The sequence below is a fragment of the Maribacter zhoushanensis genome, assembly GCF_029350975.1.
GTDB lineage: Bacteria > Bacteroidota > Bacteroidia > Flavobacteriales > Flavobacteriaceae > Maribacter > Maribacter zhoushanensis.
In genome coordinates this window covers 408,059-431,228 of sequence record NZ_JARKMR010000001.1, presented here as the reverse complement: position 1 = coordinate 431,228, position 23,170 = coordinate 408,059, and the positions used below count along the sequence as shown (strand labels likewise).

General features: G+C 35.4%; 16 protein-coding genes. 13 read left to right on the top strand and 3 right to left on the bottom strand.

The window, feature by feature from the left end; genetic code table 11:
- The first annotated feature begins 62 nt into the window (after window positions 1-62).
- The 7 genes from PXD56_RS01870 to PXD56_RS01840 all read left to right on the top strand — a co-directional run bounded on the left by PXD56_RS01870 (window position 63) and on the right by PXD56_RS01840 (window position 13,374).
- Window positions 63-3,404, top strand: coding sequence for a VCBS repeat-containing protein (locus PXD56_RS01870; protein ID WP_276491658.1), 3,342 nt, complete (start codon window positions 63-65; stop codon window positions 3,402-3,404).
- Between the two features lie 14 nt (window positions 3,405-3,418).
- Entirely contained in the window at window positions 3,419-4,780 is a 1,362-nt protein-coding gene (locus tag PXD56_RS01865) for a phosphatase PAP2 family protein (protein WP_276491657.1), read from the top strand.
- Window positions 4,770-6,461: a CRTAC1 family protein gene (locus tag PXD56_RS01860; protein WP_276491656.1), complete on the top strand. Its 1,692-nt coding sequence runs from the start codon at window positions 4,770-4,772 to the stop codon at window positions 6,459-6,461. Before PXD56_RS01865 ends, PXD56_RS01860 begins: the two co-directional genes overlap by 11 nt.
- A 268-nt stretch (window positions 6,462-6,729) precedes the next feature.
- On the top strand, window positions 6,730-7,335 hold the full coding sequence (locus PXD56_RS01855) for a TetR/AcrR family transcriptional regulator (protein WP_276491655.1): 606 nt from the start codon (window positions 6,730-6,732) through the stop codon (window positions 7,333-7,335).
- Window positions 7,335-8,675 carry a TolC family protein gene (locus tag PXD56_RS01850; RefSeq protein WP_276491654.1) on the top strand — a complete coding sequence of 447 codons (1,341 nt, stop codon included), beginning with the start codon at window positions 7,335-7,337 and terminating at the stop codon, window positions 8,673-8,675. Before PXD56_RS01855 ends, PXD56_RS01850 begins: the two co-directional genes overlap by 1 nt.
- Before the next feature lie 25 nt (window positions 8,676-8,700).
- Entirely contained in the window at window positions 8,701-9,867 is a 1,167-nt protein-coding gene (locus tag PXD56_RS01845; protein WP_276491653.1) for an efflux RND transporter periplasmic adaptor subunit, read from the top strand.
- A 6-nt stretch (window positions 9,868-9,873) separates the two neighbouring features.
- Window positions 9,874-13,374, top strand: a complete 3,501-nt coding sequence (locus PXD56_RS01840; RefSeq protein WP_276491652.1) for an efflux RND transporter permease subunit — start codon at window positions 9,874-9,876, stop codon at window positions 13,372-13,374.
- Window positions 13,375-13,448: 74 nt separating this feature from the next.
- On the opposite strand, the gene PXD56_RS01835 is transcribed toward PXD56_RS01840, so the two are convergent.
- Window positions 13,449-13,796 (bottom strand): toxin-antitoxin system YwqK family antitoxin, encoded by a 348-nt coding sequence (locus PXD56_RS01835; protein WP_276491651.1) that lies wholly within the window; start codon window positions 13,794-13,796, stop codon window positions 13,449-13,451.
- Window positions 13,797-14,054: 258 nt separating this feature from the next.
- Between PXD56_RS01835 and aspS the strand changes: the two genes are divergently transcribed.
- The 4 genes from aspS (at window position 14,055) to PXD56_RS01815 (ending at window position 18,324) form a co-directional block, all read left to right on the top strand.
- Entirely contained in the window at window positions 14,055-15,809 is a 1,755-nt protein-coding gene (gene aspS, locus PXD56_RS01830; RefSeq protein ID WP_276491650.1) for an aspartate--tRNA ligase, read from the top strand.
- 165 nt (window positions 15,810-15,974) lie between these two features.
- On the top strand, window positions 15,975-17,759 hold the full coding sequence (locus PXD56_RS01825) for a chloride channel protein (protein ID WP_276491649.1): 1,785 nt from the start codon (window positions 15,975-15,977) through the stop codon (window positions 17,757-17,759).
- A gap of 36 nt (window positions 17,760-17,795) precedes the next feature.
- Window positions 17,796-18,056 (top strand): hypothetical protein, encoded by a 261-nt coding sequence (locus tag PXD56_RS01820; protein WP_276491648.1) that lies wholly within the window; start codon window positions 17,796-17,798, stop codon window positions 18,054-18,056.
- A 76-nt stretch (window positions 18,057-18,132) separates the two neighbouring features.
- Window positions 18,133-18,324 carry a cold-shock protein gene (locus PXD56_RS01815; RefSeq protein WP_027065298.1) on the top strand — a complete coding sequence of 64 codons (192 nt, stop codon included), beginning with the start codon at window positions 18,133-18,135 and terminating at the stop codon, window positions 18,322-18,324.
- A 64-nt stretch (window positions 18,325-18,388) separates the two neighbouring features.
- Here the strand turns inward: PXD56_RS01815 and PXD56_RS01810 are convergent, their stop codons facing one another.
- Window positions 18,389-18,832, bottom strand: coding sequence for a nucleoside deaminase (locus tag PXD56_RS01810; RefSeq protein ID WP_276491647.1), 444 nt, complete (start codon window positions 18,830-18,832; stop codon window positions 18,389-18,391).
- A 63-nt stretch (window positions 18,833-18,895) separates the two neighbouring features.
- Between PXD56_RS01810 and PXD56_RS01805 the strand changes: the two genes are divergently transcribed.
- Together PXD56_RS01805 and PXD56_RS01800 are read left to right on the top strand one after the other, a co-directional pair.
- A complete protein-coding gene (locus tag PXD56_RS01805; protein ID WP_276491646.1) occupies window positions 18,896-20,662 on the top strand; it encodes a 1-deoxy-D-xylulose-5-phosphate synthase in 1,767 nt (588 codons plus the stop codon).
- A 5-nt stretch (window positions 20,663-20,667) separates the two neighbouring features.
- Window positions 20,668-21,786, top strand: a complete 1,119-nt coding sequence (locus PXD56_RS01800; protein ID WP_276491645.1) for a DUF3078 domain-containing protein — start codon at window positions 20,668-20,670, stop codon at window positions 21,784-21,786.
- On the opposite strand, the gene PXD56_RS01795 is transcribed toward PXD56_RS01800, so the two are convergent.
- The gene (locus tag PXD56_RS01795) at window positions 21,783-23,126 is read right to left on the bottom strand and encodes a deoxyguanosinetriphosphate triphosphohydrolase (protein ID WP_276492505.1); all 1,344 of its coding nucleotides are present in this window, start codon (window positions 23,124-23,126) and stop codon (window positions 21,783-21,785) included. The two genes, PXD56_RS01800 and PXD56_RS01795, sit on opposite strands and share 4 nt — an antisense overlap.
- Window positions 23,127-23,170: the final 44 nt, after the last annotated feature.

The following is a 23,170-nucleotide window of genomic DNA, read 5'->3' as shown; positions in this document are numbered from 1 at the left end:
TTTAAATTGAGTTAAATTAAAGATCTATTCCTTTTTGGAATAGATCTTTTACTTTTAAACAAATGACAAAAAATCAAATCTTCTTAATTCTCTTTACATTCCTACTACAACAAAGCTGTACTGAGAACCCTAAAAAAGATGAAGCCTCTTCGTCTACAGAATCCATTGAAAAACCTTCTCTTTTTACTCTTTTATCTGAAAGTGAAACAAAGGTTACTTTTCAAAACACCTTAAAAGAAGGGTTAAATGCCAATGTATTAGTATACGAATACCTTTACAACGGTGGCGGTATTGCTACAGGAGATTTCAATAATGATGGTTTACAAGATTTATACTTTACCTCAAACATGGGTGAAAATAAATTCTATTTAAATGAAGGTAATTTTACCTTTAAAGATGTCACAACAATTTCTAAAGTTGCCGGTAGACCTGGACCTTGGAAAACAGGTATTACTTCTGCAGATGTTAATGGTGACGGAAAGTTAGATCTATACTTGTGTTATTCTGGTGCATTACCTGATGCCAAGCGTAAAAATCAACTATTCATAAACCAAGGTAATGACGATAATAACGTACCCATTTTTAAAGAACAAGCTGAAGAATATGGTCTAGCAAAGGCCGCATTTAGCAACCAAGGGTATTTTTTTGATTATGATAAAGATGGCGATTTAGATATGCTTTTATTAAATCATAATCCAAAATCATTGCCCGTTTTAAATGAAGTAAGTACAAAAGAATTTTTAAAGAAAGATGACCCCTTTCAGGGTACACGTCTCTTTGAACAAAAGAACAATAAATTTATTGACGTAACCGAAAAAGCAGGAATCAGTGGTTCTTCACTTACATACGGTTTAGGTATTGGCATTAGTGATATTAATAATGACGGATGGCAAGATTTCTACCTTTCTAATGATTACACTGTTCCAGATTATTTATATATCAACAATAAAAATGGCACTTTCACTGACCAATTAGGCACCCAAATGGGACATACAAGTCACTTCTCTATGGGTAACAATGTAGCCGATATTAATAATGATGGTCTACAAGACATTTTTACTTTGGATATGTTGCCAAAAGATAACAAACGCCAAAAACTATTATTATCTCCTGATAATTATGAAAAATTTGATTTGAATATTAGAAGTGGTTTTCACCATCAGTACATGCGTAACATGTTACAATTAAATAATGGTGATGATAGCTTCAGTGAGATTGGACAATTATCTGGCATATCTAATACGGATTGGAGCTGGGCTCCCCTATTTGCAGATTTTGATAATGATGGATTTAAAGACCTATTTATTTCTAACGGATATTTCAGGGACTATACCAATTTAGATTTCATCAACTATATGGATAGTTATGTACAATCTAAAGGCAGGTTACAACGACAAGATGTTTTAGAATTGATAAAAGAAATGCCCGCATCTAACCTAACCAACTTCTATTACAGCAATAAAGACGGGCTAAATTTCATAGATAATACCACACAGGCAGGTATTGATCAACCAGCAAATAGTAATGGTTCAATTTACGTTGATTTAGATAACGATGGCGATTTAGATTTAGTGGTCAATAACATAAATAAACCCGCATTTATTTACCGAAATGACACTAAAAAAGAAACTAGCAACCAAATAAATATACAATTAAAAGGTGCTAACAAAAACACCCAAGGTATAGGATCAAAAGTAACCGCATACAGCAATGGAAAATTGCAAGTAATAGAGCAAATGCCTACACAGGGTTACCTATCAACCGTTTCATCTATCTTACATTTTGGCTTTAATGATGCTAGCACTATAGACTCCTTAACAATTCACTGGAATTCAGGTAAATCTGAAACTTTAAGAGAAGTTGCCACTAATCAATTACTAGTATTAGAAGAAAGCAATGCCAGTGGATCAGCTATCTTAAAAGACAAATCAGAAACCTTATTTTCCAAAGTACCTAGTCCCTTAAATTACAAACACCAATCATATTCGGTCAATGACTTTAAAAGGCAATCGCTTTTATTAAAACAATTATCACATGATGGTCCGCCCATGGCTAAGGGTGATATTAACAATGACGGACTAGAAGATGTTATCATTGGTGGAGGTGTTGGTCAAGCTACATCGACCTTTATTCAGAATTCAACTCGTAAATTTCAAAATAAGACCAATACGGACTTTGAGTTGGACCAACAGCATTTCGATTCTGATATTGCATTATTTGACATCAACAATGACGGTAATTTAGATATATACATTGCCAGTGGCGGTTATCATAATCTTGCTTCTAATGACATTTTATTACAAGACAGATTGTATTTAGGTGATGGAACAGGAAATTTCAAAAAATCTGAGACCGCCCTACCAAAAATGTTGATGAGCACAGGTTCTGTTGCATATTCAGATATAAATAACGATTCATTTATAGATGTTTTTGTAGGCGGATATACAAACCCTGGGCGCTATCCAGAAATCCCTAGAAGTTACATTCTTATAAATGATGGCAATGGTAAATTCACAGACCAAACAGAAAACATACAAACATCGCTTAGAAAACCTGGAATGGTTACAGATGCAGTATGGTCAGATATGGATGGTGATCAACAAGAAGATTTAGTTGTAGTTGGCGAATGGATGCCAATTAATATCTACCTCAATAAGAATGGAAAATTAAGTGATGAAACAGCTCAGTTTTTTGATGAATCATTATCTGGTTTATGGGCAAGTCTTCATATAACCGATTTAAATAAAGACAGCAAGCCAGATCTCATAGTAGGTAATATTGGCACAAATACTCAGTTCAAATTGACTAAAGATACACCCGCAGAATTGTATTATTCAGACTTTGATCACAACGGTTCAGTAGATCCTATTATAAATTTCAATACAGATGGCGCTAGCTACCCCTATGTTACTAGAGATGAACTATTAGGCCAACTTGCCGGAAAACGTCAGCTTTTTAACAGTTATGAAAAATATGCCGAAGCTCAGATAACAGATATATTCAGTGAAACTGAATTAAAAAAGGCACAAAAATTAACTGCCAAATACCAAGAAACCACTATACTGTTAAGTACCACAAGTAAAAAGTATAAAACCGCCAAACTCCCCATACAAGCTCAATATGCACCAGTCTCTGAAATTATAACATCAGATTTTAATAAAGATGGTAATGAAGACATATTACTATTAGGTAACAACGACTACTACAAATTAAGAATTGGAAAGTTTGATGCGAATTATGGAGCAATATTGCTTGGAGTTGGTGACGGTAATTTTAAATATTTACCGCAACCTAACGCTGGTCTATCGGTCAAAGGAAGTAATACCCATGCAGTATTGATAAATAATGAACTTATATTAACCAGTTACGGAACATCAACCGAAACCTATAAACTTTTAAAATAGCATTTAATTAGATCATGATTATTTTTAAAAAACCATTATATATAACCATAACTCTATCACTTTTCTTATTGCTATTTACAGCATGTTCCACCAAGGAACAACCAAAACTGAGCGATAAAGAAGTTGCTATAGAATGGGCAAATATGACCTTGTTCATTACAAGATATACACCATCAAATTCGCCAACTTTTGCATCTAGAGCTTTTGGTTATACAGGGCTTACTATGTATGAAAGTATGGTGCAGGGCTTCCCAGAATACAAATCAATGAACGGACAATTGGTAGGGTTAAACACGCTTCCTTTGGCTGATGATTCTAAAGAATATAATTGGGTATTGGCATTAAATGCTGGGCAATCAGAAATACTAAAAAACATTTACGTTCAAACATCCACAGAAAATATTCAAAAAATAGATTCTCTTGAGCAAGTGATTTTTACTCAATTTCAAGATGGCTTAGATGAAGAAACAGTTTCACGTTCCGTAGAATTTGGCAAATCTGTTGCACGTACTATTTTTGAATGGTCTAAAACAGATGGCGGTCATAGAGGATATTTGAAAAATTTTGATAAAACCATGGTGCACCCAGACAGACCTGGTTCTTGGAAGCCACCATTATTTGCTCAGTCTTTTAGCCATCACCCATTGCATCCACATTGGGGAGAGAATAGAACTTTTGCTTCTACGAACAAAGAGCTTGAAGACCCTAAAATGATCCCGTATGACACTACCCCCGGTTCCCCATATTATAAGCAATTTGAAAATGTTTATCTCAAAGATTTAGAACTGACACAGCTAGAAAAAGAAGCTGCTATTTGGTGGGGAGATGATCCAGACGTGAGTTTTACTCCGCCCGGGCACTCTTATTATTTTGCCACCTTGGCAATAGAAGGTCACGACATATCACTTATTGAAAGTGCCAAAACCTATGCTCAAGTAGGCATGGCAGTATCAGATGCTTTCGTGAATTGTTGGAAATGGAAATATCAGTTTTTTACAGAACGCCCAAATACCTTTATACCAAAATATATTAATGAAGAATGGGAGTCTTTTTGGCCTGATCCACCTTTTCCATCTTTTCCGTCAGGACATGCCATACAAGCAGCTGCCGCTGCAACGGTTTTAGAACACAATTTCGGAAAAGAATTCACATTTACAGATAAAGCTCATGAAGGCAGGGAGCGCGATGAACTCAAAGAAACTGATTTTGTAATACGGTCATTCAACACCTTTTGGGATGCCGCACTAGAAACTGCAGATTCAAGGTTTTATGGTGGAATCCATACAGAATTAGACAACGAAGTAGGTTTAGAGAAAGGTGTAGAGATAGCTAAAAATGTTTACGCCTTAGAATGGAAAAATACAAATGAAAAATAATATAGTATCATTTATAAAAATCTTAGGTCTACAACTATTCTTCTGTGGATGGGTTGCCAATGCACAACAAACATTTATTGATGTAACCGAAGATGCTGGCATAAAACACCAGTATGAGGTATACGAAGGAACTTTTGGTGGCGGAGTAACCGTTTTTGATTATAATAACGACGGATTTGAAGACCTTTATATAACGAGTGGTATAAAATCTGATCGATTTTACTATAACAATGGCAATGGTACTTTTAAAGATGTTTTTGAAGGATCAGGTCTAGAGATTACAAATGATTATGTTACACAAGGTGTGGTAAGCGCAGACATCAATAAAGATGGTTATAGGGACCTGTTCATTACCACAATTACCACTACAGACGGAAAGAGTATAATACCAAGAGCCAAAAACCTATTATTCTTGAATAATGGAGACGCTACATTTAAAGATGTAACTCGTGAATATGGTTTAGAAGACTTAAATTCCTTTAGTACAGGGCCAAGTTTTGGTGATATAGATGCAGATGGATATCCAGATTTATTTGTGGGTAATTATTTTCAAGAATTTACGGGTAAACTAGGTATTATAAAAGATGCCACCATAGTTAGTGCCAATCAAACGGCTAGGAGCTATTTACTAAAAAATGAAGGCGGTAAAAGCTTTGAGAATATATATGATAAATATGGTCTAGGTCATAAAGGTTTTGGCTTTGGTGGCGTTTTCACTGATTATGATAATGACCAAGATCAAGACCTATTGGTGAATCAAGATTTTGGCTATAAAGCAGTACCTAATTTTTTATACCAAAATGAATATCCCGATGACCAATTTGACGATGTAAGTGAAGAAACCGAAATGGACTTGAAAATTAACGCCATGGGAGCTGCCGTAGGTGATTATAATGGCGATGGGTGGATGGATTATTACATTACCAACATCAAGTTCAATATGCTTATGGAAAACCAAGGTAATGGCAACCCATTTGTAGATAAAGCAAAAGAACTGGGCACCTACAATTTAGCAATTAGTTGGGGCGCCAATTTTGCCGATTTTGATCACGATGAAGATTTAGACCTGTTTGTTTCTAATGGTGATTTAAACCCCAATTGTACACCAATGGGCAATTTCTTTTTTGAGAACAATGAAAACACGTACACTGAAAAAGGAAGAGAACTAGCTATTAATGATTACGGAATTGGTAGAGGTTCAGTCATATTTGATATGGATAATGATGGCGATATGGATTTGTTGGTGGTAAATCAACAACCAATTCTCAATTACCCTATAGCATCTACTACCCGTCTTTTTAGAAATGACATTGCAACTGGTAATTGGCTAAAAGTAGCATTAAAAGGTGTTACTTCTGAAGCTAATGGTATTGGCTCTCGTGTTACACTTGTTGCCAATGGAAAAAGAACAATTAGAGAAATAGATGGCGGTGGATCTAGTCATTTATCTCAAAATTCGGTCATTGCACATTTTGGTTTGGGAGCAAATAAGAAAATAGATTCTGTTATTGTGAATTGGACAGGTGGTAATACTCAAATTTTAACCAATGTTGATGTTAATCAGCAATTAGATATCATAGAGATTAATCAACCGAAAAAAGAAACTTCTGATCTCTTGTACCTTCTTGGTGCCTTACTTCTATTTACTGCCCTATATTTTTTAATTAAAAGAAAAAAATAGCTACTGACTTTATCATCTTTTACCTCAATAGCGAAATTGGCTTTGAAATTTCTCTTATCAATTTTAATTGATATTGAAAACCAATAACTTACTACAGAAATTAACACCTCTACTTTTTTTGCTAAAATGACATATGCTAATGCATGGTTATATCCATAATAAGTAACTGTAGCCATAAGTTAATTAAAACCGTACTGCATTAATAAATTGTAAAACTTTGGAAACTTTTGTAGTTTTTAAAGTTTCCTGGTGTATATTTGCCACCGTTATGAAGGAAAAAATAAGGGATACGGCATCACAGCTTTTCTTAGAACGTGGTTTTAAGAGTATTACCATGGACGATATTGCCAATGAAATAGGCATGTCTAAAAAAACCATTTACAGCGAATACAGTAATAAAACTTCATTGGTTGAAGATTGTGTAATGAATAAGTTTTGCCACTTAAGTGATGGTATAGACTTAATTATAGCAATGGAGAAAAACGCCATAGAAGAATTATATGAAATTAAAAAGTATGTAATGGCTCATTTAAATGATGAGAAAAGTTCTCCGCAGTACCAATTAATGAAGTACTACCCTAAAATTCATAAAAACCTTAAACTGATGCAATTTGATAAAATGCATAGCTGCGTATTATTGAATGTAGAAAGGGGTTTAGAACAAGGGTTGTTTAGAGACAATATTGACCCTGAGTTTGTTGCCAGAATATATTTCACCGGCATGAACAGTATAAAGGATCAGAACATTTTTCCTCTAGACCAATTTCCAATAGGTAAACTTATGGACTCATTTTTAGAATATCACCTAAGAGGAATTGTCACTCCTAAGGGTAAAGCAATACTAAACAACATCATCAATTCAAATCAAGAATAATGCGAAATCAACTAGTAATCTTAATTACAATTCTAAGTATAAGCTTAGGATATTCACAAGAGCAAACCTACTCCTTTACGTTAGATGAGGCAATAGATTTTGCCTTAGAAAATAACTATTCAGCCATAAATGCAAATAGAGATATTATAGATGCCCAAAAACAGAAATGGGAAACAATTGCAGGAGGGTTACCCCAAATTAATGGATCTGTAGGGTACTCAAATCAATTAAAACAGCCTGTAACATTATTACCAGCTGAGTTGGTTGGTGGTGCAGCAGGAGAATTTATACCAGTAGTATTCTCTCAACCGCAGTCAATGAGCGCAACCGCTACGTTGACTCAACAGATTTTTGATGGATCGTACATTGTTGGTGTACAGGCTACCAAGGCTTTCTTAAGTTATAGCGACTACAACAAGGAGAAAACAGACCTAGATGTTAGAAAACAAGTAGTAGAAGCATACGGTAATGTTCTACTGGCAGAAGAGAGTGTAAAAATATTTAAGAAAAATAAAGAAACGCTTGAAAAAACACTTTACGAAACTTCAAAATTGTTTGAAAACGGATTAGGAGATGAAGAAAGTGTTGATCAACTTCAAATAACCCTATCATCAGTTGAAAATCAGTTGCAAAATGCACTTAGACTAAAGGAAATTACTTTACAAATGTTGAATGTAAGTATGGGGCTAGAACTTAACGCACCAACACAACTACAAGAAAAACTAGAAGATTTGACCATGTCTAAAATGGATTTAGGCATTCTAAGTACTGATTTTAATATCAAAGACAACGTAGATTACAAATTAGCGGAAAATTTAAACGAACAACGCTTTTTTGAATGGAAATTGGCAAGAAGCCGTGCATTACCAACATTAAATGCATACATCAACTATGGTAGTTCTGCTTATTCAGAGAGCTTTGATTTTTTTAGCGGAGACCAACAGTGGTTCGATTCTTCTATACTGGGCTTAGATCTAAATATCCCAATATTCAGTTCTTTAAAAAGAAGCGCAAGTACACAACGTGCCAAAATTGCTTTAGAAAAAGCAAAAACACAGTTAACAGAAGCAGAGCAACAGATTAGGTTACAATTAGAGAATGCAAAGAATAACTACACATTAGCTATTGACAATTATGATACTGCAAAGCAAAACCTAATGCTATCGGAACGTATTGAAAATAAAAACCAAATAAAATATAAAGAAGGTTTAGCCACTAGTTTTGAGTTAAGACAGGCCCAGACCCAATTGTACACTACCCAACAAGAATTCTTACAATCTATGGTTGAGGTTATTAATAAAAAGACCGAGCTAGAGATCATCATAAATACCAAAGACTAAATAATCAATCATTAAAAATACAATCATGAAGAAAATATTAATTTTATTGACTGCAACCATAGGCATTTACTCGTGTGGAGACGGCGAGCAATCGGTAGCAGATATTATAGCCCAACAAAATCTGGAAGCTATACGAGCAAAAAAGAATGAAATTACAGCTCAGCAAAAAGTTATCGATGCCCAATTAAAATCTTTAGATTCTGCAATAGGTATTTTAGGCAACGAAGAGAAACTACCTTTGGTAAATACCTTAACGGCTAAGAAAGAAGTATTCAATCACTTTTTAGAATTACAGGGCGATGTTTCAACAAAACAAAATGTTCTTATTTACCCAGAAATGGCGGGTACGCTACAAAGGGTTTATGTTAAAGAAGGTGCCAAAGTTTCTAAAGGTCAGGTATTGGCAACTATTGATGATGGTGGTATGTCAAGCCAATTAAGTCAATTGAAAACGCAAGCTGAATTAGCTAAAACTACTTTTGAACGTCAAGAGCGTTTATGGAATCAGAATATTGGTTCGGAAATACAGTTCTTACAAGCAAAAACTAATTATGAAGCTGCCGAAAACATGGTATCACAGGCACAGAGTCAATTAGGAAAATCTACTATTAATGCTCCTTTTTCAGGTATCATTGACAATGTAATAAAAAATCAAGGTACAGTAGTTGCGCCGGGTCCAGGCTCTGAGGTTTTTCGTATTGTAAATCTATCTGACATGTACATTGAAGTAGAAGTACCAGAATCTTATCTAGGAAGTGTTTCCAAAGGAAAAGAAGCATTGGTATATTTTCCTGTTTTAGGGGATAGTATTGTTACTAAAATTAGAGAGACAGGCAATTTCATCAATCCTTCTAACCGTTCTTTTGAAGTTGAAATCCCTGTACCGAACAAAGAAGGTAAAATAAAACCAAATTTAACGGCAAAGGTGGCTATAAACGATTATACAAGTGATGATGCCATTTTAATACCAACTAGTATAATATCTGAAAATGCAGATGGCGAGCAGTATGTGTTTGTAGCAGAAGAGCCAAATGCAGATGGTGAAGCTTTAGTAAAAAGAAGTGTTATTACAACCGGTAAAACACAAGGTGCAAATATTGAAGTATTATCTGGTTTAGCAGATGGCAACCAAATTATAAAAGAAGGTGCCAGAAGTGTTAAGGATGGTCAAAAAGTAAAAATCAAAAAATAAATATCGATGAGCAAAGTACAAAAGAACGCCGATAAGGAATTCGGTATATCGTCTTGGGCCATTGATAACCCTTCGGTTATTTATGTCATGATAGCCATATTTCTATGGTTAGGTTTTAGTGCCTATATGGCAATGCCGAGAGAAGATTTTCCAGAGATTATAGAAACCAAAATCTACATAAGTACACCTTACCCAGGTAACACTGCTGAAGATATTGAAAAACTGATTACAGACCCTTTAGAAGATAGGCTTAAGAACATTAGTAATGTTGTTGAAATCACCTCAACATCACAAGAAGATTATGCCATTTTAACTATAGAGTTTGATGAGGATATTACCGTTGAACAGGCAAAACAAAAGGTAAAAGATGAGGTAGATAGTGAAAAAGCTAGTGAAGACTGGCCTACTTTCAATGGTGCCAAAGTAGAACCAAATGTGTTTGACCTTAACTTTTCTGAAGAAGTACCAATTATGAATATCAACTTTACAGGTGATTATCCTGTAGAGAAATTAAAGGAGTTTGCTGAATATTTACAGGATGAAGTAGAAGACTTGCCTGAAATTAAGCAAGCAGACATACGTGGTGCACAAGATTTAGAAGTAGAAGTTGGTGTTGACATTTACAAAATGATGGCTGCTAAAATCAGCTTTCAAGATGTTATTAGCGCCATAAGCAATGGTAACATGACCATGTCTGCCGGTAACTTAAAAACTGTTGGTCAAAGACGTACCATCCGTATTTTAGGTGAAGTTGAAGATCCTAAAGAATTGAACAATTTTGTGGTCAAATCTGAAAACGGTGCCGTATACTTAAAAGATATAGCGACTGTAAACTTTCAGTCAAAAGACAAAACTACCTATGCACGTGAATTTGGAGAAAACGTAGTTATGCTCGATGTTAAAAAGAGAGCAGGTAGAAATTCAATCTCGGCAGCAGATAAGATAAAAGCATTGGTAAAGAAGGAAAAAGCAGATTACTTTCCGCCAGATTTAAATATCTCTATTGCCAATGATTCTTCTACCCGTACATTAAACCAGGTTGATGATTTAGTAAACAATATCATCTTCGGTATTATTCTGGTAGTAACCGTTTTAATGTTTTTCTTAGGTTTTAGAAATGCACTGTTCGTTGGTTTCGCAATACCTATGTCCATGTTCATGTCATTTGTAATTCTTTCATGGTTAGGTTATACGTTGAATACCATGATTCTCTTTGGGATGATTATGGGGCTTGGTATGTTGGTAGATAATGGTATTGTAGTGGTTGAAAACGTATACCGATTAATGGACGAGGGCATGTCTAGAATTGAAGCTGCTAAAAAAGGTATCGGTGAAATTGCCTACCCTATTATTATATCTACAGCTACAACAGTGGCAGCGTTTGTTCCATTAGGTCTATGGCCTGGAATTTTTGGGCAGTTTATGATTTACTTCCCTATTACGCTATCGGTTGTATTGGGATCTTCATTATTCGTGGCAATTTTCATGAACTCTATGTTGGTATCTAAATTCATGAGTACAGACGAAAAGGAGCTTACCTTAAAGCAACTGATCAGAATGAGCGTAATTATGGGCGGATTAGGAGCTTTAATATTGATTTTTGGCGGTGCTATGCGCGGTTTGGGATCGGTATTGATATTAACCGCAATCATGTTCTGGGCTTATAAATACATTATTAAAGGTTCTGCCATTAGGTTTCAAAAGAAAACTATGGCTCGCTTTGAAAATTGGTATGAGCGTCGTTTAAAGCATGCCTTAAGAGGTAGCAATGTATATTGGTATTTTGGTATTACATTTTTAATGTTGATTGGTGTATTCATGCTATTTGGTATGTCTGTTGGTAGCGGTCGTACAAAAATTGAATTCTTCCCTGATAACAAACCAAATGAAATCTACGTGTATGTGGAGTATCCTGAAGGTACATCAATTGAGAAAACCAATGAGATTACCAAAGAGGTAGAAAATCAGGTGTACGCTATCATGAATGATGATATGTACCAAAAAGATGGTGAGAATTTTATGATGGCCTCAGCCGTATCAGTAGTAGGTGAAGGTGCCGGTAATCCACTTACAGATGGTGGTTCTTCTGCAGAAATGCCACATAAAGGAAAAGTTACCGTAAACTTCAGTGAATACAAATACCGTAATGGTTTAAATACCGAAGATATCCGTGGTCGTGTGCAAGCCGCATTACAAGGAATTTATCCTGGTGTTGCTATATCTGTAGAGAAAGATGCCAATGGACCGCCAGCTGGTTTTCCTATTAACATTGAGCTTGAAGGCAATGATTATGACGAGCTGATCAATACTGCCGAAGACATTAAAAACTTCATCAACACCAAAAATATTGCAGGTATTGAAGAGTTAAAGATTGATGTAAACAAAGGCAAACCAGCTATGCAAGTTATTGTAGATCGCGAAAAAGCCGGTGAATTAGGTGTTGCCGTTGGTCAAGTAGGTAACCAATTAAGACGTTCTATTTTTGGTGAAAAAGCCGGTGTTTATAAAGAAGATGGTGAAGATTATGATATTAACATCAGATTCAATGAAGATTTAAGGTATAACAAAAGCGCGCTATTCAATCAGAACATCATTTTTAGAGACCCTTCTAATGGGCAGATTAAGGAAATTCCGATTTCTGCTGTAGCAAAAGAGAAGAATACATCTGGTTATAGTGCTATTAAACACCGTGATGGCAAACGAGTAGTAACTATTTACTCCGGATTAAAACCTGGATTTACAGATGCAGGTGCTATTGTCGCAGAGATACAAAATGAAATGGGCAGTTTTGATGGAACTCCTGCTACCGTTAAAATTGACTATACCGGTCAACTGGAAGAGCAAGCAAAACAACAAGCTTTCTTAGTAGGTGCTTTTTTCTCAGGATTAGGATTGATTATGCTTATTTTAATTTTCCAATTTGGTGGCATATCTAAACCATTAATCATCATGATCGCTATTTTCTTAAGTTTTATCGGTGTATTTGGAGGGTTGATGATTACCGGATGGTCTTTCGTTATCATGATGACCATGATGGGTATTATATCATTAGCCGGTATTGTAGTAAATAACGGAGTGGTACTGCTCGATTACACCCAAATTCTAATAGATCGTAAAAAGGTACGCCTTGGTATTGAAGACAGTGATCTTTTAACCATGGAAGATGCAACAGATTCTATGATTGTTGGTGGTAAGGCAAGGTTACGACCGGTAATACTTACTGCAATTACCACGGTCTTAGGATTAATTCCACTTGCAATTGGTCTTAACATAGATTTCTTTGCCCTGTTCTCTGAGTTTAACCCACATATTTATATAGGTGGTGACAACGTAATATTCTGGGGACCATTGGCATGGACAGTAATCTTTGGTTTACTGGTTGCAACCTTCTTAACGTTAATAATTGTACCTGTACTATTCAACATAGTATATCGTATTAAAGTCAAGTTCAGCAGTTTTGGAAACAAAGGCAATGATGCTAACGAACAACTTGAAAGTGTAGCGTAATACACCTAAGTTAATTCCATAAAAAAAAGCCCGTATCAAATAGATACGGGCTTTTTGTTTGAGTTAGTTAGTTTTTACTTATTACTAACAACAGGATCTTTTGCATTTGCTTTAGAAACACTTGCTATTCTATTGTTGTCAAAACTTACTTCGCTTTTTACATCACCTTCCCAGAATAACCATGTACCGGTTCTAACACCGTTCTCATAATTACCCATAGCAATTTTGTCTCCTTTTTCATTGAACATCTTCCATTCACCTTCTAACTTCTCATTTAAGAAGTATCCTTCTTGAGACTTTTCTCCATTTGCGTGAAAGTAAGTAGCTTTTACTTTATCTCCTTCTTTTTCAAAAGTAGGATCAACTTGAGCATATGCTCCTAAAGACAATGCCATTACAGCTATAATTAGTATTTTTTTCATGATATATTTTTTTTGGGGATTATTATTTTACAATTCTCTAACGAGGTAAAGATACAATTATTTTGCAATTAATCAATGTTTAGGTAACTTTTACATAACATTAAATTTACATTGAAAACATATATACCTGTTTTTAAGATAGTTAAGCAAAATACAATTTAATATCCACCAAACTGGTCATCCTATAAAACGTGCGTTTAATATAGACCTATAATGAAATAGACTTCTTAAATTTGCCCTTTCATTAAAGCACAAGTTATGTATAGAAGCCATTCCTGCGGGGAATTAAGAGAATCACATATTGGTACAACAGTTACCCTATCTGGGTGGGTTTCCAAAACAAGGGACAAAGGTTTTGTTGTTTGGGTAGATATACGTGATCGCTATGGTATTACACAATTAGTACTTGATGAAGACCGTACTTCAAAAGAATTATTGGAGCAAGCAAGAAACTTAGGTAGAGAGTTTGTTATCCAAATTAAAGGTGAGGTCATTGAAAGAGCTTCTAAAAATGCTAATATTCCAACAGGTAATATTGAGGTTTTGGTTTCTGAATTATCCATTTTAAACGAATCTAAGACTCCGCCGTTCACTATCGAAAATGAAACCGACGGTGGTGAAGACCTTCGTATGAAATACAGGTATTTAGATATCCGTAGAAACCCTGTTAAGAACAATCTTATTTTTAGAAGTAAGGTAACTATGGAAGTTCGTAAATTTTTATCTGGCGAAGGCTTTATAGAAGTGGAGACTCCGTACTTAATAAAATCTACTCCAGAAGGTGCTAGAGATTTCGTTGTACCTAGCCGTATGAACGAAGGGCAATTTTATGCTTTGCCACAATCGCCACAAACCTTTAAGCAATTGCTAATGGTTGGCGGTATGGATAAATACTTCCAGATAGTAAAGTGTTTTAGAGATGAAGATTTACGTGCCGATAGACAACCGGAGTTTACACAAATAGATTGTGAAATGGCTTTCGTTGAGCAAGAAGATATCCTTAACGTATTCGAAAACTTAACCAAGTACCTTTTAAAAGAAGTTAATGGTGTTGAAATAGATTCATTCCCAAGAATGACGTATGATGAAGCCATGTCTAAATATGGTAATGATAAGCCAGACATTCGTTTTGGGATGGAATTCGCTGAATTAAATAGCGTTGCCCAACACAAAGAATTCGGAGTGTTTAATTCCGCAGAGTTGGTAGTAGCTATTGCCGTACCGGGTGCAGCATCTTACACTAGAAAAGAATTAGATGCTCTTGTAAATTGGGTAAAGCGCCCACAAGTTGGTGCTAACGGAATGGTTTACGTAAAATGTAATGAAGACGGAAGCTTTAAATCTACCGTTGATAAATTCTACAATCAAGAAGATTTAATCAAGTGGGCAGAAGCAACAGGAGCTAAATCTGGTGACTTAATTTGCGTACTTTCTGGTGATGCCAATAAAACAAGAACGCAATTAAGTGCCTTGAGAATGGAAATGGCAACGAGACTAGGTTTAAGAAAACCTAACGAATTCGCACCATTATGGGTCGTTGATTTCCCATTATTGGAACTTGATGAAGAAACTGGACATTACCATGCTATGCACCACCCGTTTACTTCTCCAAAACCAGGTCAGTTAGAATTATTGGATACTGATCCAGGTGCAGTACGTGCAAATGCTTACGATTTGGTATTGAACGGAAACGAAATAGGCGGTGGTTCTATTCGTATACATGATAAGGATATGCAAGCAACCATGTTCAAGCACTTAGGTTTCACACCTGAAGAAGCAAAAGCACAATTCGGATTCTTAATGGATGCATTCCAATACGGTGCACCACCACATGGCGGACTAGCATTTGGTTTAGATAGACTTGTTTCTATTTTAGGCGGACAAGAAACTATTAGAGACTTTATTGCTTTCCCTAAAAACAACAGTGGTAGAGATGTAATGATTGATGCCCCTGCCCCAATTGATAACGAACAATTGAAAGAATTGAACTTGAAGTTAGATATTCAAGAATAGTAAACCTTAACATAATTTAAAAATCCTGCCACTGTGCAGGATTTTTTGTTTTCTACAAATTGAAATACGACATCAATTATATCTTTAAGATTTAGAAGAGTTTAAAACTAAAATCATAACTAGTAATTAAATACCTTTGACTCCTAATAATGTTATGGCTCAACCATGCCCATTTTAACGAACAACCTTTTAAAACGTATTTATAAGTGGAGATATAAAAACATCTCGCAAAAGACCTTTATTTACATTTTAAGTGTAGTTGTAGGGCTTTTAGCCGGTTTAGCATCGGTAACCCTAAAAAACATTACATACTTTATTGAAGCATCCCTTGAAAAAGGAATTATTTTCTCAAGTAATCAACTCTATTTTATTCTTCCTATTCTTGGGCTAACCTTCGTTTATTTGTATGTAAAATACGTTCACAAAGAAAAGCTTAATCATGCCGTTTCTTCTATTCTGTTCTCTTTATCTAAAAACAAAGGTCGCATAGACGTAAAGCAAGTATACACGCAACTTATCATTGCACCATTAACTGTTGGTTTTGGTGGGTCTGTAGGGTTGTTAGGTCCAGCAGTGGCAACGGGGGCAGCAATAAGTTCAAATTTAGGGAGGCTATTCCATATCAATTCAAAAACACGTTCCCTATTAATCGCATGCGCCTCGGCAGGTGCTATTTCTTCTATATTTCAATCGCCCATTGCAGCTATTATTTTTGCCGTAGAAGTATTTAGTATGGATCTTACCATGATATCCATGTTACCCTTATTGCTGGCTTCCATAAGCGGTGTACTTACTTCCTATTTTTTTATGGGAAATGAAGTCTTATTGAATTTTTCCAATACGGAACCCTTTGAGATCAAGGACACCTTATTTTATATTCTTTTAGGAGTGGGCACTGCGGTAGCCTCCATCTATTTTACAAAAATGTACTTTAGAATCGTCAACCTTTTTAAACCGTTAAAAAGTCCGAAATACCGTCTTTTAGTTGGTGGTTTAGCTATTGGCATTATGTTATATATGATTCCGCCTTTATATGGTGAAGGGTTTTCATTTATAAACTACTTGCTCATAGGTGACCATATTACCGCCTTGGGCAAAACTCCTTTTGACACCTACACCAATAACATCTGGATTGTAATTGCGCTATTAATAGGTATTACCATTTTTAAGGCTGTTGCCATGACCACTACGTTGGCTGCAGGTGGTGCAGGTGGTATTTTTATACCAACCATGGTTATGGGTAGTGCCTTAGGTAATGTAGTTGCCAAGATTATTAATAATTCTGGACTAGGGTTTTCTGTATCTGAAAGTAACTTTACGTTAATTGGTATGGCCGGTCTTATAGCCGGTGTACAACACGCACCATTAACTGCTATTTTCTTAATTGCGGAAATTACTGGTGGTTATGCATTATTTGTTCCTTTGATGATTACGGCATCTATATCTTACCTTATTACTAAAAACACGGTAGATTATACTATTTACACCAGAGAGCTAGCTGAAAGTGGCGACTTGCTGACCCATGATAAAGACCAAGCCGTTCTTACTTTAATGGACTTGGAATCTGTCATTGAAACGAATTTTAAAATTGTACATCCAGAAATGACTTTAGGTGAAATGCTTCATGACTCCGTTGCAAAATCTACCCGAAACATTTTTCCCGTAGTTGATGAAAATCAGCGATTTTTGGGCATTATTCTTTTAGACGATATTAGAGAATTTATGTTCGACACCAAATTATACAATACTACAAAGGTGGAGACCTTTACGCACAAATCCCCTGATCATATTTACTACGGATTGGATAGTATGCAGATCGTAATGCAAAAATTTCAAGATAGTGGCGCTTGGAATTTACCCGTTGTAAAAGATGGAAAATATATGGGCTTTGTATCTAAATCAAAATTATTGACCGCTTACAGAAGAGAGTTGATACGTTTTACCAAATAAAAAAAATTTCTCAACGCTTTCAGAAAAAGAAACAACATGAAATACATTATCACCATTATCGTTTTAATCTCCTTAGGACTAATTATTTACGGATTTAGCTTAGATACTGACCAAGAAGCATTATCGCATAGATATATTGGTTCAGGCACTTTAGGTCTATTTTTACTGGCAATGCCTCTTTTCTTGATAAAAGAAAGCAAGGGTAAAAAATTCAACGATTACATGCTTACAGATGAAAATGTGAGAAAAATGCAAGGAAAAAAGCCTAGAAACACTGATAATCAAGACAATCCATAAAATTAATAGTCTATTTTACTACCAATCAATTGGAAAAAATATTAAATTAGAATGTTAATATTAAAATTTCAACACAATGATTGGTACCGTTAAATTTTACAATGAATCTAAAGGTTATGGATTTATAACCAACGAAGAAACAGGAAAAGATATTTTTGTTCATGCCACCGCTTTACACGGCACAGAAATTAGAGAAGGTGATAAAGTGAGCTACGAAGAGGAAGAAGGAAGAAAAGGTACAGTTGCTGGGCAGGTGCAGGTACTCTAAAAAGTTCTTTCAAAAGTATTAAATGACCACGCCTTTGCGTGGTTGTTCGTTTTTAGATAAACCCCTACTTCCTTTTTTTGGCAAAAAATTGCTGTAATAAACTTGCCGCCTGATCTTCAAGAACACCACCTAATATTTTGGTTTTTGGGTGTAATGTGGTTCCCATTACTCCGCACCCACGTTGCAAGTCTGTTGCCCCATATACTATTTTACCTATTTGACTCCAATAAAGCGCTCCAGCACACATTTGACATGGCTCTAGGGTAACATATAACGTACAATCTTTTAAATACTTTCCACCTAAAAAGTTAGCAGCAGAAGTAATTGCCTGCATTTCTGCATGCGCCGTAACATCATTTAATTTTTCAGTAAGATTATGCGCTCTTGCAATAATTCTATCTTGTACCACAATTATGGCACCTACAGGTACTTCACCAGCTTCAAGGGCATACTCTGCCTCTTGCAGTGCCTTTTTCATAAAATAAGTATCATCGTAAGGTAAAACCATAGGCTCAAAAATACGATAGTTTCATTTTTAAAAAAGTATTTTTGTCTGCATTATACCCACAGTTTGAAATCGATACTAGAACATATCAATTTGCCTAACGACCTTAAATCTTTAAAAGTAAAAGATTTAGAGCAGTTGGCTGTAGAATTACGAGAGTTCATAATTGATATTGTTTCGGTCAAAGAAGGTCATTTAGGTGCTAGTTTAGGTGTGGTAGAATTAACCATTGCGCTACACTATGTTTTCAATACGCCAATTGACAAACTCATTTGGGATGTTGGTCACCAAGCTTACGGTCATAAAATACTGACCGGTAGAAAAGACGTTTTTGATACCAATAGACAATTTGGTGGTATAAGCGGTTTTCCTAAAATGCAAGAAAGCGAATATGACGCTTTTGGTACAGGGCATAGCTCCACTTCTATTTCTGCGCTATTGGGTATGGCTTTAGCTGCCCAATTACAAGGAAAATTTCAAAGACAACATATTGCGGTAATAGGCGATGCGTCTATAGCCAGCGGTATGGCTTTTGAGGGCTTAAACCATGCCGGCGTTACCAACGCCAATATACTAGTGGTGCTTAATGACAATGCTATGGGTATAGACCCAAGTGTAGGTGCATTAAAAAAATACTTGACCAATGTAAAAACAGGAACCGCAAAAGAAGAGAATATTTTTGAGTGCCTTAATTTTCATTATACAGGTCCCGATGATGGTCATGACCTACCCAACTTAGTGCAGCAGTTAGAAAGACTACAAAAAATTGAAGGACCCAAATTGTTACATGTCATTACCACCAAAGGTAAAGGCTTGCAAAAAGCAGAAGAAAATCAAGTAACCTACCACGCCCCAGGTAAATTTGACAAACAGACAGGCGAACTACAAAAGAAAACTAACCTTGCCCAACCACCTAAGTTTCAAGATGTATTTGGAAAGACCTTAGTTGAGCTCGCGTTGAAAAACGAGAAAATCGTTGGCATTACTCCCGCCATGCCAACCGGTAGCTCTTTAAAATTTATGATGGAAGCTATTCCAGAAAGAGCTTTTGACGTTGGTATCGCAGAACAGCACGCGGTAACTTTAGCAGCAGGTATGGCAACAGATGGTTTAGTTGTATTCTGTAATATTTATTCCACTTTTTTACAACGCGCCTATGATCAAGTAATTCATGATGTAGCAATACAGAATTTACCAGTCATCTTCTGCCTTGATCGTGCAGGTTTAGTAGGTGAGGACGGACCAACACATCACGGTGTTTTTGATATTTCTTATTTAAGATGTATTCCAAATCTTTTAATTTTCTCCCCTTTAAACGAAATTGAGCTTCGAAATATCATGTACACTGCCCAATTAGGTTTAGAACATCCTATTGCCATTAGATATCCTCGTGGTAGAGGTAACTTAATAAATTGGCAAGCATCAATGGAGAAGCTAACCATAGGAAAAGGACAAGTTTTAAAAGAAGGAAATAAGATAGCCATATTAACTACCGGACCAATTGGCAACATGGCTTCTGAATTAATAGCCGAATTAAACCAAAATAATGCAATTGCACATTACAATTTCCCATTCATAAAACCCTTAGATTCAGTTTTATTACAAGAAATCTTACAAAAATTCGAGCATATTATTACTATTGAAGATGGTTCAGCTATTGGCGGATTTGGTAGTGCTGTGTTAGATTTTGCAAATAATATTGGAATCAACAAAATAATTAAGATATTTGGCATTCCTGATGCCTTTATTACGCACGGTGCAACAGAAAAACTGTATAAAAAATCAGGGATAGATAAGATGTCCGTAAAAAAATATGTGCAAGAATTTCTATAATTACCATGGTTTCAAAATCACTTAAAATCTTAATTCCGTTAGTATTGTTGGTAGCCACATTTTCTTTTGGCCAAGATACCATACCAGCGCCAATTCTTGTAGATAGTGTTACCGTAGACAGTATAGCAGTAGACACCATTGTCATTAGAAGAACGGTCGATAAAATTTATACTCCAAAAAAAGACGTAAACCTGCAAATACCGAATATAGATTTTAAAAAAACCAAGACCTTACAAAAAGGTTTTAAACGTTTTAGAGTACCCTCTTTCTGGGAAACGGAAAATAGTTTTGGTATTAATATTAGTGAGGTAGCCTTCGTAAACTGGAACGCCGGTGGAGATAATGCCATTAGTGGTCTAGGATTTTTAAAATTTGCCAGAAAATATAAGTTCAACAACTTTCAATGGGATAACAACTTAGAATTACGGTACGGCTTAAATGCCCAAGAAGGACAGAAACTTAGAAAAACTGAAGATGTTATTCGTTTGAGTTCTAATTTAGGCTTTAAAAAAGACAATTCCAGCAGGTGGTTCTATTCCGTTCAGTTAAATTTTAACACCCAGTTTTCTAACGGTTATAAATATCCAGACAGAGACACGCCAATTTCTCGATTCATGGCACCAGGCTATTTACTGTTTGGTGCTGGTACATCTTACATAACAAAAGATGAAAAATTCAACCTTTACCTATCACCGTTAACTCAAAAATCTACATTTGTACTTGATCAAGATTTGGCAGATAGTGGTGCTTTTGGTGTACAAGAAGCTATTTTAGATGCTGATGGTAATGTTATCACACCTGGTGAAAATCATTTACTAGAGATTGGTATTTTAATTACCAACAATTTCAATTTCACCATTGCAGATAATATTGAAATGAAAAGTAGACTAAATCTTTATACAGATTATATTAAAAGCTTTGGAAACGTTGATGTAGATTGGGAGCTTACCCTTAATATGAAGGTGAATAAATTTATTAGCACCAGTTTGGGAACACAAATGATCTATGATGACGATATTCTTTTTGACGTAGTCAAAAACGATAATGGCACTATAGTAAACCCTGGTGTACCAAAAATTCAGTTCAAACAAGTACTGGGCGTAGGTATTCTATACGCCTTCTAAAGAGTTTTTCCTTTAATTTTATTGTGCATATGTACTGCAGCACTATCAGATAGGCTTGCAACGTAACAACAAGTATTCAATACAATTTGATAAAGAGAAACATTCGTATCTTGATAAAACCCAGGTAAGGTTCTTAAAATAAGTTTATGGTAGTTAGATGCGTTATTATTTTTCTTACCGATCAAAGCATTAATATAGACATCTAAAATATCAGATATAATAGTATAACCTGCTATCTCCTTTTCAACTACTTCTTGCGATTGGTAAATTTTTTGAACGCTTAAACTAATAATATCTTCAATTTGCGCTTTAAATTTACTTTTATCCAGCAAAGAGACTTCAAAAGTACCGTTTAAAATACTTTCCTCATTTTCAATAAATATAGAAACAGCATCTTGTATTAAGGTGTTTATGGCTAAAGCACGTAAATAACTGAGCCTATCTTCCATATACTCCAAAGAATTATACTTCTTGGTATTTATAGTATCCTTAACCAGTTTTATAAGGTATTCTAAAGCATAATCCTCAGAAATGAGTCCTAAATTTATACCATCTTCAAAGTCAATAATGGTATAGCAGATATCATCGGCAGCTTCTACTAAAAAAGTCAAAGGATGTCTACCATAAGAAATGGTTCCATCGGTACTTCTACTTGGTAAACCTAAATCTTCTGCAACACTTTCAAAAATATGTTTCTCACTTTGAAAGAATCCGAATTTTTTGTCACAAATATGATTTGTTGGTCTCTTTGGTAGCGACTCCTTAGGATATTTCATAAAAGCACCTAATGTGGCATAGCTTAAACGCAGTCCACCAGAAACTCCCGCCCTGTCTTGGGTCAACAATCGAAATCCGTTGGCATTACCCTCAAAATCGATAATATCTTGGTATTCAACTTCAGAAAGTAAGTCTTTAAATTTTAGTCCGTTTCCGGTCTTAAAATATTCTCCAATAGCTTTTTCACCGCTATGACCAAAAGGAGGATTTCCTATATCATGAGCTAAAGCTGCAGCGGCAACAATACCACCAAAATCGTTGAATTGATACCCATGAACTTCTTTTAGATAAGGGTGTTTTTCAATTATTTTTTTTCCTGCCAATCTACCTAGACTTCTACCAACTACGGAAACCTCAAGGCTATGGGTTAATCTAGTATGAACGAAATCGGTTTTTGAAAGCGGAATTACTTGGGTCTTATCCTGAAGACTTCTAAAAGCGGAAGAAAATATAATACGGTCATAATCAACATCGAACCCAAGACGAGTTTCATCTTGCTCATTGCGTAACCTCTTATTTTTATCGCCTTGTCTTCTTAAAGAAAGTAATTGCTCCCAATTCATGTACATTATTTTAAAGCCTGCAAGATACGTCATTTGCACATTTT